The organism is Methanolobus zinderi (genome assembly GCF_013388255.1).
Taxonomy (GTDB): Archaea; Halobacteriota; Methanosarcinia; order Methanosarcinales; family Methanosarcinaceae; genus Methanolobus; species Methanolobus zinderi.
This window is the reverse complement of sequence record NZ_CP058215.1, coordinates 718457-732993: the sequence shown is the minus strand read 5'-3', so window position 1 is coordinate 732993 and position 14537 is coordinate 718457. Positions and strand designations below refer to the sequence as shown.

The following is a 14537-nucleotide window of genomic DNA, read 5'->3' as shown; positions in this document are numbered from 1 at the left end:
CCTTCTACCATAAACTCTTAAATGTTGGTTGTATTAGGATATTCCTATAGTAGTTACTTGTGATCTAAAATGATTTCACTCATACAAGATATAAATCAGCTCATTAACAGGTACTATATTGAACCCATCTTACAGGATAGCGGTTACAATATTGTAAATACCATAACATGGGCCATCATTCTGGGAATCTGTGTATTCGGAATGGTAAAACTTCTCAAAAGATATGATGTCAGTATCAATGACAGACTGATAGGTTCCCTGATACCCTATATACTGGCAGGTGCGTCCTTCAGGGTGATAGAAGATACGGGTGCCATCGATCCACCCCTTAGTTATCTGCTCATAACCCCCAATATCTATTTCCTTGTAGCTTTCATTACTGTGATACTGCTTTTCATTTCAAGATTGATAAGCAATTTCGACAGCAAAAGAGACTTCCATCGTGTTTTCGCCTTTTTTGGAACCGCCTGGTTTGCTGTCAACATCGCTGCCCTGCTGTATATTGAAAATGTTGTGCTTCCCTGGGTGCCGTTCTTTGTTATCGGCGCTGCCGGCCTGATCCTCTATCTTACATACCTCGTGTTTGACAGGGCAGGCTCCTCAATGCTTAAGGACAAGCTTAACCTTTCGATACTGTTTGTCCACCTGCTTGATGCATCCTCCACAATAGTGGGAGTGGACCTGCTTGGATACTATGAGAAACATGTGGTACCGGCCTATCTCATTGACCTCACTGGTACGGCACTGGTAATGTATCCGTTAAAACTTTCAATCTTCATACCAGTGATATATATACTGGATACCCAGTTCGACGATGATGACGAGTCAAAGACCCTCAAAGAATTCCTGAAACTTGTTATAATAGTTCTCGGACTCGCGCCTGCATGCAGGAATACCATCAGAATGACCCTGGGAATCTAATTTATGGGGAGTGTTTAAATAATGTTCAATGAAGAGATCAGAACTACTTTTGGAAGCTATATTGCAGAGCTTAAACCTTATATACTGATAAGTACACTGCTTTTTGTTTTCTCGATTGCTGCAGGTTACATAGGATACGGCCTCAGTCCGGAATCTTCCGCAGATTCACTCTCAGGCCTTGAAGAGCTTGCGGAAATGCTTCAGAATCTTTCAGCCATTGAGATCATGCTTCTGATCTTCATAAATAACGCTTCCAAGATGTTGTTTTCAATACTTCTGGGACCTTTGCTTGGTATAGCACCACTGGCATTCCTGTTGATCAACGGTTTTGTCCTTGGTGTCTTTGCCCATATTCAAATAGTTGAGAACGGCCTTCTGTTCATTATCGCAGGCCTGACACCTCATGGTATTATTGAACTGCCCATGCTGATAATTTCATCGGCAATCGGAATAAGGCTTGGCCATGAAGCCTTCAGGACAATTCTTGGCAGGCCATCCGACCTTAAGGGTGAGCTTATAAAAGGAATCAAGTTGTTCTTTTATGTACTTCTGCCACTGATATTCATTGCCTCAGTTATCGAGACATTTATAACACCACTGGTTATTTTCCTTGTTTCAGGAACATGAAACAATGAAGCAGGCCTGTTGAAAGTGTGAACAGGTTTATTAACCACAATTTACATCTTTCGGACAAAATCGAGGTCATAAGATGATTGACAGAAAAGAGATCATAGAGATTATCGAAGATTATGATACTGATAAATTAAAGATAGGTGCCGTGGCCTCACACTCGGCACTGGATATCTTTGATGGTGCTGTTGAAGAGGATTTCAGGACACTGGCTGTTTGCCAGGAAGGGCGTGAGAAAACTTATACTGACTACTTCAAATCCCAGAGAGATGCAAGCGGTCAGATCACCAGGGGCATAGTGGATGAATCCGTGTGTCTGAAAAAGTTCAACGAGGTCATAAGGCCTGAGAACCAGCAGAGATTGGTCGATGACAATGTGCTTTTCATCCCCAACAGGTCATTTACTTCATATTGTGGTATTGACGATGTGGAGAACAAGTTCAAAGTACCACTGGTCGGCAGCAGGAACATGCTCAGAAGTGAGGAGAGAGGTCTGGAAAAGGACTACTACTGGCTGCTTGAGAAGGCAGGCCTCCCGTTCCCTGAAAGGATAGAGGACCCACAGGATATCGACGAGCTTGTGATGGTCAAGCTGCCGCACGCTGTCAAGAAGCTGGAAAGGGGTTTCTTTACTGCAGGCACGTACGAGGAGTATCAGGAAAAGTCACAGTCTCTTCTGAAACAGGGAGTTATCACTGAAGAAGCACTGAAAGAAGCAAGGATCGAGAGATACATCATTGGTCCTGTATTCAACCTGGATATGTTCTACTCACCCATAGAGTCCGAGATGAACAAACTGGAGTTACTTGGCGTAGACTGGAGGTTCGAGACAAGCCTGGACGGTCACGTAAGACTGCCTGCACCACAGCAGATGAACCTTGCAGAGCATCAGCTCACTCCGGAATATACCGTATGTGGTCACAATTCCGCAACCCTCAGGGAATCCCTGCTTGAAGAGGCATTCAGGCTTTGTGAAAAGTATGTGGAAGCCGCAAAGAAGTATTATGATCCCGGAATCATCGGTCCCTTCTGCCTGCAGACATGTGTCGATAAAGATCTGAACTACTACATATATGATGTAGCACCAAGGGTCGGCGGCGGAACAAACGTACACATGTCAGTCGGTCACCCGTATGGTAACACTCTCTGGCGCAAGCCCATGAGCACAGGAAGACGTCTGGCTTATGAGGTTCGCAGGGCCATCGAGACCGATCAGCTTGACAGGATCATAACATAAATATCAAAATATAGAACATTTGACGTGTAACCCGGGAATCGCTAAACTAATTTGGTGCTCCCGGACATATTTTTTTAGTTTTCTTACAAAACAGAGAAAAGTAAATACAATAGTTTTTATATAATTACATATATTATAATCTCTGTATGAATGTCCAGAGAGTAGCGACCGGAATATCAGAACTTGATAGCCTGCTTGAAGGCGGATATCCGAAAGGACATGGCATGCTTGTAAGCGGACCCCCAGGTGCCGGGAAGACCATACTTGCAACTCATTTTCTGCATCAATCATGCAAGGACGGGAAAAAATGCATGCTGATGCTCACACACGTAAATGTCGAAAGCTTTCTGGAACAGGCAGAGAACATAGGTTTTGATTTCAGGCGCTGCCTGGAGAACGGAACACTTCTGATAACAAAATCCTTCGAGGTACGCACCAACAAGATACAGAACGCCTCCAGGCTGGGAAGCGGAATCGGTTTTGTAGAGAAGGACTGCGTTGAGAACGTACAGGAAATACCCGATGATATTGAGGTCGTTGTCATTGATAACCTTGACATGCTGTCTCTCTATCATAATGTAGAGGAATTTGCTGATAAGTTCTTTACCATCAATGACCTGCTTTCAACAAAAAGATGTACCAGCCTTTTTCTCATAGGGCAGGAAGAATCAGGTATAAAACACAGTATCGCAGAACACATTGCCTTTGGCAGCCTTATGCTCTATACCAACAGGGATGAGAGAACAGGAAAGGGCATAAGGCAGCTATATATACCGAAAATGAGGTGTACCAACATTTCTCTGGAACCCGTGAGTTTCAGGATAACACCAGCAGGTATAAAGATAGAGAATATCTTCCAGAGGGATGAGATACTCAGGGACGCACTGGAATCGGCTGTCTGAGGATACTGCATCGGTTTGTACAGCATTGATCTGCCGTAGCTTGCTCAACTGTTCCGGTAGAGATAAATATCCTGCAGGAGCAAAATATTTACTATATAAAATGAATAATGTCTCGATTCAGAGTATGGTGAATAAATTTGATTATTGATTGAGCGGTTGAAATCATTTAAATATGATTAATTGAATGATAGCACAAATCTAAATTGCAATCAATAAGATCTTTCATACATTTTGTACATTCGAATTATTGCTCAACCCGGAGGGAAATTAAAAATTGAGTCAACCTAGCGTTAATATCGGCATGGTAGGCCATGTCGACCATGGAAAAACCACACTTGTCAGCGCACTGTCAGGTGTCTGGACAGACACACATAGCGAAGAGATGAAGCGTGGTATATCAATCCGCCTCGGATATGCGGATGCAACATTCAGGAAGTGCCCCAACTGCCCGGAACCGGAATGTTACACCGTTTCTAAAAAATGTGAAGGATGCGACGAGCCATCCGAAGAACTCAGGACAGTATCCTTTGTAGATGCGCCCGGGCACGAAACACTTATGGCGACCATGCTCTCAGGCGCTGCCATCATGGACGGAGCAATCCTTGTAATTGCTGCGAATGAGGAATGTCCGCAGCCACAGACCAAGGAACACCTGATGGCCCTGAATATTATAGGGATCAAGAACCTCATAATCGTGCAGAATAAGATAGACCTGGTGTCCAGGGAACAGCTCATCGAGCACTATCACCAGATCAAGGACTTTGTCAAGGGAACCGTCGCCGAGAACGCGCCTATCATACCGGTTTCCGCACAGCAGAACACAAATGTTGATTTCCTGATACAGGCAATGGAAGAGATCATACCCACGCCTGTACATAAAATGGATAAAGACGCGCACCTGCTTATCGCAAGATCATTTGATATCAACAAACCCGGAACTCCTATCAAGGACATAACAGGCGGAGTTATCGGCGGTACTCTCACAGAAGGCTCACTGAGTGCAGGTGATGAGCTGGAGATATGTCCCGGTATCAAGATCGAAAGTGAAGGCACTACCAGATGGGAACCCATAAAGACCACGGTTACCAGGATCGTAGCCGGAAAAGAGCCTGTGGAAGAAGCAACCCCCGGAGGTCTGCTTGCAGTGGGAACAACCCTTGACCCTTCACTGACAAAGAGTGACACCCTCACTGGACAGGTTGCAGGTCTGCCCGGAACACTTCCACCTACTCATGATGATTTCACACTTGAGTTACACCTTCTCCAGAGAGTTGTAGGAGTAAGCGACGAGGAAGAGATCGACCCCATAAAGACAAGTGAACCACTGATGTTAAATGTCGGTACTGCTACCACTGTGGGAGTAGTTACCAGCGCCAGAAAGGATGTTGCAGAGGTCAAGCTCAAAAGACCGGTGTGCGCAGACATCGGAGGGACAGTGGCCATCAGCAGACGTGTAGGATCCAGGTGGCGCCTTATCGGTGTAGGAGTAATCCAGGATTGAAAGTAATTATAGATACAAACGGCCTGATGATACCTGTACAGTTCAATGTCGATATTTTTGATGAGCTCAGAAGACTTGGATATAACAGGTTCATTGTGCCGCTTTCTGTGATAAGGGAACTGGAATCGCTTCAAAAGGGACTGAGAGGGAAGGATAAAACCGCTGCAAAGGTCGCGTATTCACTTGCCCGCAGATGTGAGGTCGTCGAGACATCAGGACATGCCGACGATGTCATAGTAGACCTTGCAGGAAACTGTGATGCAGCCGTACTTACCAACGACATAGGCCTGAAAAAAAGACTTGAAGACAAAAATATTCCCATCATATGCCTGCGCCAGAAGAACAGGCTTGAAAGGATCACAGATGAAGTTTAAAATCAAATGAATATCAAATTAATCATATCAGGATAATTGGAGCCGATCACATGTACAAAAAGATGAAACTAGCGGACACGATTCGTGTGGCACCAGACCTTCTTGGCGGAGACGTGAAAACAAATGTCAAAGCTGCCCTGAAGGATAAGCTGGAAGGCAGGATAGACAAAGCCCTGGGTGCCATTGTTGCCGTTACCGAAATAGATAAGATAGGAGAAGGGCACATCCTTGTGGGCGATGGTGCTGTGTACTATGATGTTACTTTTGAAGCTATAGTCTTCGTTCCGGTGATACAGGAAGTCATTGAAGGAGAAGTTGTCGAAACCGTTGATTTCGGTGCCTTTATCAGTATAGGCGCAATGGACGGGCTTTTACATGTGAGCCAGATAACCGACGATTTCATGTCCTATGACGGGAAGAACGGCAGGCTTGTAAGCAAAGGTGGCGGTAGGTCCCTTTCAGAGGGTGACAGGGTAAGAGCCCGCATAGTAGCAGTAAGTATCAACGAAAGGGAACCCAGGGAAAGTAAGATCGGACTCACCATGAGGCAGCATTCCCTCGGAAAGATAGAATGGATAGAAGAGGCTAAAAAGCCTAAAGCCGAGAAGGCGGAATAATAAGGAGGCAGACAGATGAGTGACCAGGTTTGTCGAGAATGCCATCGTATAATCTCCGGACAGACATGCCCCATATGCGGATCCAGTAACCTCAGTGCTGACTGGAGCGGCATGGTCATAGTAATTGATCCGGAACGTTCAGAGATCGCAAAGAAGATCGATGTGAAAGTTGCCGACAAGTATGCTCTGAAGGTGCGTTAATTGGGCTCGCAGATCGTTCTGTACGAAGAGCTGAGGCCACTTTTTAACAAAATATTTGGCGTTCTGTATACAGGGAACGGTGATGACACCATCAGGGAGCTTTCCTCAGACCTGGAAAGTCCCACAAAACTTATATCCGTCGGTGATGTTACTACATTCCACTTGCTCAACTTAAATATCATACCGGATGTCCTGATAGTGGATGACCGGACAAAACGCGGACCGGCTTCAGACCGGGTCGTTGTAGGCACAAAGCATAAGGGCTTCACTGAAATATTCGTAGACAATCCAGCCGGGGTAATAACCGAAGATCTGATAGATGCCGTTGATAACGCCATCAGTTCAGATGAAAATGTCAGGATATTCGTGCGCGGCGAAGAAGACCTTGCAGCTTTACCCGCCATTCTCATGGCACCACAGGGTTCAGTTGTTCTGTACGGACAACCGGATCAAGGTGTCGTACTCGTAAAAATCACTCAATCCAAAAAGGAAGAGATCAGAGACCTGCTAAGCAAGATAATTGGCGCGCAGGATAATAAGGAAGAATTAAGAACCATTTGGAGAAAATTAGATGGACATCAAAATCATTAAGGAGAAAAACAACGCACTCCTGAACAGGCGTGAGTTGAACCTGGATATCGGCTTTGACGGGGCAACCCCCTCCCGTAGCGAGCTTAAAGCAAAAGTGGCAGCTATGCTTAACGTAGCCCAGGAACTTGTAATCATCCAGAAGATGGAAAAGCAGTTCGGTAAGCAGGCAGTAAGCGCATATGTGAAGATATATGAGAATGCCGACCGTATGAAGCAGGTCGAAGCAAAGTATGTCATTGAAAGAAATGCAATGCCTGAGCCTGAAGTTGAAGAAGAGGCAGAGGAAGCTGCTGAAGAAGAAGGTGCAGCAGAAGAGACTGAAGCTGAGGAAGCCCCTGCAGAATAAGGTGATACAATGGCAGTAAAGGATTACTACAAGGTAAGCGGCGATTCTATCGAAAGGACACACCAGGCATGCCCCCGCTGCGGTGAAGGCGTATTCCTTGCAGAGCACAAGGACAGGCGTTCCTGCGGAAAATGCGGCTACACTGAGTTTAAGAAATAATTTATTTCATCTACTTTTTTCACAGCCTCCGGGGTTGTGAACTTCTTTTTTAATTTCCCATAAAATTCTGGTTTTTTGAGCAACTACCACCAGCCTTAGCTTTGGGCTTTTGAACTGATATCAATTACATCATCGTACTGTACAAACCCATGAGCATAGTTTTTTAATTTTATTTTTTAGCTTTGTTCAGTAAGATTAAAATAGAAGATGTGTATTATCTGAACCAGTAACATATGATAATGTCATATTTATTTGTATAAAGCATTGGCAGAATAAAAGTTGCAATTATAAATAATGTATACTATCTAAAACGAACTAAAATCTTATTGGTTGGTAGGTTGAAATGAATACACTTTACGCAGCAGTAGTAGGCATCCTTATCGGCATATCCATATTCGGCCTGAAGACAGGAGTAGGATGTGGATTTTCAAATCTGGAAAAGAAGAAAGTGCTCTTCCTGGCAGGTTCTTACTTTTTGTTATCTGTGATACTGGGAAGTCTCGTGGGCTTTGTGAATCAATCATATCTGGAAAGTATTGCAAGCCTAGGGATGACATTACACGTATTTATCGCAGTTATCCTGATAGCGGCAGGGATCTATACGCAGAAGAAATGGAACTGCGGGCATGACGTCTCAAAGAAGACATTTCTGGTGATATCAGTTCCCTGCCCGGTCTGCCTGACGGCTCTGTTTGTTTCCTGTATGATACTTGCTTCAAGTCTTGAGATCAGTGGATGGAAAGTAGGTATTATAGTCGGAATCGTTTTCTTCTTATCAGTAGTATCATCAACCTTTATTTTCAGGAAGATGAAACGCTCTCCCGAAGATCTGGGAACCGTGATGATGTTCCTCGGGATATTCTATATGCTCGGAGCAATGCTTGTTCCGGCATATATCAAAGCAAAGCAGATGAATATCTCAGCTATCGAAAGCGCTAATTTTGAGATACTTCCATTGATCGTTTTTTCAATCTTCATCCTTGGAGGTTTTGCTTTTAATCATATGAGAGGTCAATAAAAATGGATACAACTTCGTCTTTGTACGGTATATTATACACGTTCTCGTCTTCACTACTGTACCCGGTAGTGATCATACTCCTGTTACTGGTACTTTTTTCACTGGTACTAATCGGAGAGTTCCTTTCGGAATATGCAAAACGCAACCGTGATATGAAAAACCTTGAGAGTTGCTGCCTTGAGGTCAGGGACAGACTCACTGAAAAATCCTTCGGAACAGCAGCAGATGGCCTTCGCAACCTCAAACAGAACTTCATGGTCACAAGTTTTGCAAAGGAAGCTGCAGCTCATCTTGAAAAGAATACTATTCCTGCAATAGAGTGGCTGTCACAGGAATATGAAATAAAGATGGCAAAACGTCTTGAGCAAACACGGATCGTGGCAACCATCGCACCTATGCTTGGACTTATGGGCACACTTATCCCACTGGGACCGGCACTCATCGGATTGTCCCAGGGTGATATCGTACAGCTTGCAAATAATCTCATGATCGCTTTTGCAACAACCGTAGTAGGGCTGTTCGCCGGAACCATAGCCTATGTGCTCACACAGGTCAGAAAGAGATGGTACTGGCAGGACATGGCTGATATTGATTACATCCTTGATACACTGGAGGTAAGCGAGTGAAAAGAAGGAGAAGATACAGACGAACAGGACTTCTTACCAATGAGGATGAGCAGAGCCCTCTCACAGGTGTTGCCAATCTCTTCGACATTGCCATGGTCTTCTCTGTGGCACTGCTTATTGCACTCGTAATGTCATACCAGCTCCCGGAACTCCTGAGTCCCACGGATGATATCACCATCGTAAAGAATCCGGGACAGCAGGATATGAAGATTATTGTAAAGGATCAGGGAAAACCCATTGAGGTCCTTAACATGACAGACGAGATAGGAGGCGGAACCGGGGAGGCTCTGGGAACGGCCTACAAACTGGCTGACGGAAGAGTGGTATATGTACCTGAGGAGGAAAATAAAACTTCAACTTAATTTTTTCTCGATTAAAACAACTTAATTTGCTTAAAAACAGATAATATTGATTTAGTATAATATGAAATAGATAAAAACAAAAGATGGTTAGAGCACTTCGGAAAAAGCTTGGCGGCACTCCCGAAGTGCTCTGCACGCTATCGGGTGGATAACATGCAAGAAAGAACTATACTGGTAATGGTATTAAGTGTATTGTTGTTTGCATCAGCAACAACGGTTGTATCGGCAGAAGAACAGAAGATAAACATAACATATATCTCATTTGCACCCCACGCCTCTCTTAAAGAAGCCAGTGTGAACGGTTCCATTGCAGATGACATTTCATACACATATATACAGGGTTATGGGACTTCAGGTCCCAGCGACGAATTGCTGAACGCATCTGAAAACGGATACCTTAACACGCAGGATGTTATTTTCTGCTATATGCTGAACTCTGCGGTTTATGAGCCACTGGAACAGTATTTTGAAGAGGCTCATGAGAACGGTGTTTCTTTAATAGACCTGACATCTGCAGGAGTTCCCGTTTGCTTTGATTACACTTCCGATGGAGATCGGGATGATCCCATATGCTATTATTACGATAATATGGGAATCGATTCCAATATCAGCAAGAGATACGGAGAGAATTTGTTGATGTATCTTGCCAAAGAATACGGGAATAATTCTGAAATTACCGATAACTGGCCGGTTATAAAAATTACATATGCCGGATGGGGGACGTATGCCAATACCCTGGAAAGGGCAAGCTGGACAAATCCGTACAGCCAGAACATGGAATTCAGATTCATCCCTACATACAACTACAGCGATTTAAGCGCACATACAGATGAGATAATAGCTGCCGGAGAGAATGGGACCCTGGCTGAGCAGGATGCTATCTTCTGCGAGATGATGAAAGGTTCCATTTACAATGCCACCGATCAGTGGTTACTTCAGGCACATGACAATGGAACTACACTAATTGATATCTATACATCCTCATCAGAAGTACCTGAGTACTTCGACTACAAATACAATGGTTCTGAAAATATAACGCTGATCAATTCATACAACAACATTGAATCGGAATTTGCCAGCGCTCCAAAGAATGCCGAGAATTTCCTGATATGTCTTGCAAAGGAGTATTCTGATAAAACCGAAACTACCGGTAGCTGGAATTACGTGAGTGTGAACCAGACACTGCCAGCCATGGGTCTGTATCATCCGGATTATACTGATGGTTACTTTGAGACCACAGAACAGTACCTCGAATGGTACCAGCAGTACAATTACGGGGAGCACCGGATCTATGATCCAGATCGACCGACCATTGGAATGTGGTTCCATAGGGATGACGTCCAGAACGGAGATCTTGAAATAATTGATGCACTCATAAGAGATCTGGAAGCCAAGGACTGTAACGTGATAGCAGGATTTGATGTATTCAATGACAATATCATAAATTACTATTGTAACGACTCAGGTGAACCACTAGTACAATGCGTTATTTCACTGAAGAGTTTCAGGCTTAATTACTGGGATAATGAAAAAGGTCTTGAGGAACTTGAAGAGCTGAACGTGCCGGTTCTCCGGGGAATGGTTGTCGGAGAATCCACTGATCCTGCGGACGCTAACAGGGGAATCCCGAGCGGACAGGTAGTCTACAAAACTATCGGCCCGAACGTAGACGGAATATTCGAGTTTATCGTACTTGGCACTGAAGTGTATGACGAGGAGACCGGGGCCAGTGAATATGTGCCAATGGATTATCAGATCGACTGGATAGCAAACCGTTCTATCAACTGGGCTGAGCTCAAACTTAAAGAGAACCAGGACAAAAAGGTAGCTATTATCTATTACAATTATCCGTCAGGAAAAGATAATATCGGTGCAAGCTACCTCGATACCATCTCAAGTATGCGATTATTGCTCGACAGGATGGAAAATGAAAATTACACTGTTAGCAATGTCCCCGAAAACAACAGCCAGCTTCTGGAGATGATATGGGCACAGGGTATAAACGCAGGTTCTTGGGCACCGGGAGTTATGGATGAGATGGTCGAGAACAGAACGGAGTGGGGACTTCAACTCATACCCATGGAAACATACAGGCAATGGTTCGAGCAGGAAATACCGGAAGACCTTAGAGAGGATGTTATCGAACAATGGGGAGAGCCCTGGGCAGAGGAGCTACCACAGAATCAGAGCTTAATGATATGGGAAGATAATACAGGAGAACAGTATATTGTTATACCCACAGTCCGATTTGACAACGTGTGGATCATGCCACAACCTGCAAGAGGATTCATGCAGAACGATGATACACTCTACCATAGCAGTCTTGTTCCACCACCACATCAGTACATCGCATTCTATCTCTGGTTGAATGATGACTGGGATGCCGATGCAATAATCCACCTTGGAACACACGGTACACATGAATGGCTGCCAGGACAATCATACGGAATGAATCGTTCGTCCGAGTGGGCCCCTCTGCTACTGCAGGACCTTCCCAACATCTACCCGTATATCGTTGCAAACGTAGGTGAAGGATTAACCGCTGAGTATAGGGGCAATGCGCTCATCATAGATCATCTTACACCTACGATAGAAAGAGCAGGCACATACGGTGAAATCGCCAATATGTCCCTGCTAATGCAGGAATACTACGGACCTGAACTTTCAGTCCAGACCAAGCAGGCATACCAGATGTCAATTATCGATGAAATGGTAAGCTGCGGACTGGATACGGACCTGGAAGTCAATGCAACAGAACTTTATCTCTATAATGAGACACAGTTCGATAACTTCATCCGGAACACCCTTCACGAATATATCGAAGAAATTGAGGGAGAGAATATACCTTACGGGATGCATGTTCTTGGAGTGGTGCCTGCAATGAATACCTCCGGTCCCGAAAGAGATGAACTCTCTGCAATGGTGAGGCAGATGATGGGAAGCAAGTTCGAGGCAAATGTCACTACAGCTTTTTATCCGGAAGACGAATATCCGCTTGGTATCCCTTCAAATGATACAAAAGTGGACAGACTCGTCTGGGAAGTTGTCACGAATGAGACCGACATCAACGACTCACAAATAATGGTCTACGGGGGTACAAACGAATCTGTCACTCAAAGCCTTAGCTCAGGACTCCTGTACAGGCAACGGCTTCTTGATAGCGCCATCGAGATGGACAGAGTGATCTCAGCTCTTAATGGCGGGTTCATACCGGCCGGACCGGGTACGGACCCTATAATGAACACAAATGCAGTACCAACCGGCCGCAACTTCTATGGAGTGAACCCTGACCTTTACCCATCAGTTGCGACCTGGAACCTTGGAAAGGCACTTGCACAGGAATTACTCATTGACTATTATGAGGAACATGGAGAATATCCGCGTAAAGTATCATTTTCCAGATTCGGAGTGGAGTTCATAAGAGACCATGGAACACTTGAAGCAGAAGCACTCTATCTGCTGGGTGTGAAGCCACACTGGGACGAGAACGGAGTTGTTGACGGTCTTACACTTCTCTCAGAGGAAGAACTTTTACCAAACTACGATTCCTCAAAACCTGGAAGACCGCGCATTGACATTGTTTACACCACCGCGGGCATGAGAGATGCATTCCCTGACAAACTGAAGATGCTGGATGAAGCTGCCAGGATGGCAAACCTTGCAGAATCGACCAATTATCCAAACTATGTCAATATCAGCACCCAGGCAATCTATGGAGAGCTTTACAGTTCTTTCCTCAACAGTACAGGCAACGAGACATATGCTGCCGAAATGGCTTCCAAACTATCTACAATGCGCTGTTTTGCCGTAAAGGATGGTACCTATGAGATAGCCGTGGCAAATGCAGTCGATTCAAGCGGAACCTGGGAGAACGATACCGAAATCGCTGAACTATACATTGACAAGATGGGATATGCCTACGGTACTGACCTGTGGGGATTCGATTGTTCAGAGCTTCTCATCGGCAATCTCAGAAATGTTGATGCATCTGTACACTCTGACTCCTCAAACCTCTATGATACACTTGACAACGACGACTTCTACCAGTATTTCGGTGGATTGAACATTGCGACAAGATATGTCAGCGGCAAAACACCGGAAATGTATGTCTCGGATACCCGCAATCCTGACGATGCACGCATAATAGGCATGCAGGAGTACCTGAATATCAACATCCGCTCCAGATATCTCAATGACAAATGGATCGAGGGCATGATGAACTCGGGTTATTCAGGAGGCAGGATGATGGCCGAATTTGTGGACAATCTCTGGGGATGGGAAGTTTCAAATCCGGAGCTTGTTGATGATAGCATGTGGGAGACCGTCTATAACACCTACATAAATGAAGAGATGAAGGAATTCTTCAATGCAAACAATCCCGGAGCCTATCAGTCCATTACCGGAAGAATGCTGGAAGCGGTTCGTAAAGGATATGTAGACCTGCCGGATGAGATGGTCAATAACCTTGTGAAAGAATATACCGAATCAGTTGCGGAGAACGGAGCTACCTGCTGCCACCATACATGTGGAAACATGTTACTCGATGAATTCGTGCAGGGGAATATGGGAGCTGCCGGCGTTAGCCAGGAAGTTCAGGATGAATATGAAGCTAAATTGAATGATGCAATCCAACATAAGGCGCCTGAGTCACAGCCACAGACGAAATCATCTTCCGGAAGCAGTTCAACCGGATCAGACTTAAAAGTTACTGAGCCGGGAACAGGTACCTCCAACCAGACAATGATAAGTGATTCCGGAGCAGGAACAGATATGAACTCACCGGCCCAGGATTCGACAAAATCCGCCCCAGATGACTATGTTGAGGGCTACGAGATGACAAAGGAAAGTGTCAGCAATCCGGATAGCAGTAGCTTCTCATTTACAGGTTCGGATATTGTAGCCTCTATTCTGGTGTTTGCCGGAGTCGGGGCTATGTACTTCGGATTCTGGAAGAGGAGGAAGTTGTAAAACATTTTTGGCGCTTTTATCTAAAAAGCGCCTATTTTTACTTTTTTATGCATCTGATTTTTATTATTTACTTTTTTAAAAAAA

Annotated in this window: 15 protein-coding genes; all 15 read left to right on the top strand. The window is 44.7% G+C overall.

What is annotated here, in order from left to right; all coding sequences use genetic code 11:
* Positions 1 to 69 precede the first annotated feature (69 nt).
* The 15 genes from HWN40_RS03710 (at position 70) to HWN40_RS03640 (ending at position 14453) form a co-directional block, all read left to right on the top strand.
* The gene (locus HWN40_RS03710) at positions 70 to 921 is read left to right on the top strand and encodes a DUF63 family protein (protein WP_176964494.1); all 852 of its coding nucleotides are present in this window, start codon (positions 70 to 72) and stop codon (positions 919 to 921) included.
* 21 nt (positions 922 to 942) lie between these two features.
* Positions 943 to 1548, top strand: a complete 606-nt coding sequence (locus HWN40_RS03705; RefSeq protein WP_176964493.1) for a stage II sporulation protein M — start codon at positions 943 to 945, stop codon at positions 1546 to 1548.
* Between the two features lie 82 nt (positions 1549 to 1630).
* On the top strand, positions 1631 to 2788 hold the full coding sequence (locus tag HWN40_RS03700; protein WP_176964492.1) for a formate--phosphoribosylaminoimidazolecarboxamide ligase family protein: 1158 nt from the start codon (positions 1631 to 1633) through the stop codon (positions 2786 to 2788).
* 146 nt (positions 2789 to 2934) lie between these two features.
* The gene (locus tag HWN40_RS03695; RefSeq protein ID WP_176964491.1) at positions 2935 to 3690 is read left to right on the top strand and encodes an RAD55 family ATPase; all 756 of its coding nucleotides are present in this window, start codon (positions 2935 to 2937) and stop codon (positions 3688 to 3690) included.
* Between the two features lie 274 nt (positions 3691 to 3964).
* Complete coding sequence (locus tag HWN40_RS03690; protein ID WP_176964490.1) at positions 3965 to 5191, top strand: translation initiation factor IF-2 subunit gamma; 1227 nt, start codon at positions 3965 to 3967, stop codon at positions 5189 to 5191.
* On the top strand, positions 5188 to 5565 hold the full coding sequence (locus HWN40_RS03685) for a PIN domain-containing protein (protein WP_176964489.1): 378 nt from the start codon (positions 5188 to 5190) through the stop codon (positions 5563 to 5565). Before HWN40_RS03690 ends, HWN40_RS03685 begins: the two co-directional genes overlap by 4 nt.
* A gap of 50 nt (positions 5566 to 5615) precedes the next feature.
* Positions 5616 to 6182 carry a DNA-directed RNA polymerase gene (locus HWN40_RS03680; RefSeq protein ID WP_176964488.1) on the top strand — a complete coding sequence of 189 codons (567 nt, stop codon included), beginning with the start codon at positions 5616 to 5618 and terminating at the stop codon, positions 6180 to 6182.
* A gap of 15 nt (positions 6183 to 6197) precedes the next feature.
* Positions 6198 to 6383, top strand: coding sequence for a transcription elongation factor subunit Spt4 (spt4, locus tag HWN40_RS03675; RefSeq protein ID WP_176964487.1), 186 nt, complete (start codon positions 6198 to 6200; stop codon positions 6381 to 6383).
* Positions 6384 to 6974, top strand: coding sequence for a GTP-dependent dephospho-CoA kinase family protein (locus tag HWN40_RS03670; RefSeq protein ID WP_246275966.1), 591 nt, complete (start codon positions 6384 to 6386; stop codon positions 6972 to 6974).
* Positions 6955 to 7320: a 30S ribosomal protein S24e gene (locus HWN40_RS03665; protein WP_176964486.1), complete on the top strand. Its 366-nt coding sequence runs from the start codon at positions 6955 to 6957 to the stop codon at positions 7318 to 7320. The genes HWN40_RS03670 and HWN40_RS03665 overlap by 20 nt, the downstream gene beginning before the upstream one ends.
* Before the next feature lie 9 nt (positions 7321 to 7329).
* On the top strand, positions 7330 to 7479 hold the full coding sequence (locus HWN40_RS03660) for a 30S ribosomal protein S27ae (RefSeq protein WP_176964485.1): 150 nt from the start codon (positions 7330 to 7332) through the stop codon (positions 7477 to 7479).
* Positions 7480 to 7822: 343 nt separating this feature from the next.
* Complete coding sequence (locus HWN40_RS03655) at positions 7823 to 8497, top strand: DUF2162 domain-containing protein (protein ID WP_176964484.1); 675 nt, start codon at positions 7823 to 7825, stop codon at positions 8495 to 8497.
* 2 nt (positions 8498 to 8499) lie between these two features.
* Complete coding sequence (locus HWN40_RS03650) at positions 8500 to 9123, top strand: MotA/TolQ/ExbB proton channel family protein (protein WP_176964483.1); 624 nt, start codon at positions 8500 to 8502, stop codon at positions 9121 to 9123.
* On the top strand, positions 9120 to 9485 hold the full coding sequence (locus HWN40_RS03645) for a DUF2149 domain-containing protein (protein ID WP_176964482.1): 366 nt from the start codon (positions 9120 to 9122) through the stop codon (positions 9483 to 9485). Before HWN40_RS03650 ends, HWN40_RS03645 begins: the two co-directional genes overlap by 4 nt.
* Positions 9486 to 9638: 153 nt before the next feature.
* Complete coding sequence (locus HWN40_RS03640) at positions 9639 to 14453, top strand: cobaltochelatase subunit CobN (protein ID WP_246275965.1); 4815 nt, start codon at positions 9639 to 9641, stop codon at positions 14451 to 14453.
* Positions 14454 to 14537: the final 84 nt, after the last annotated feature.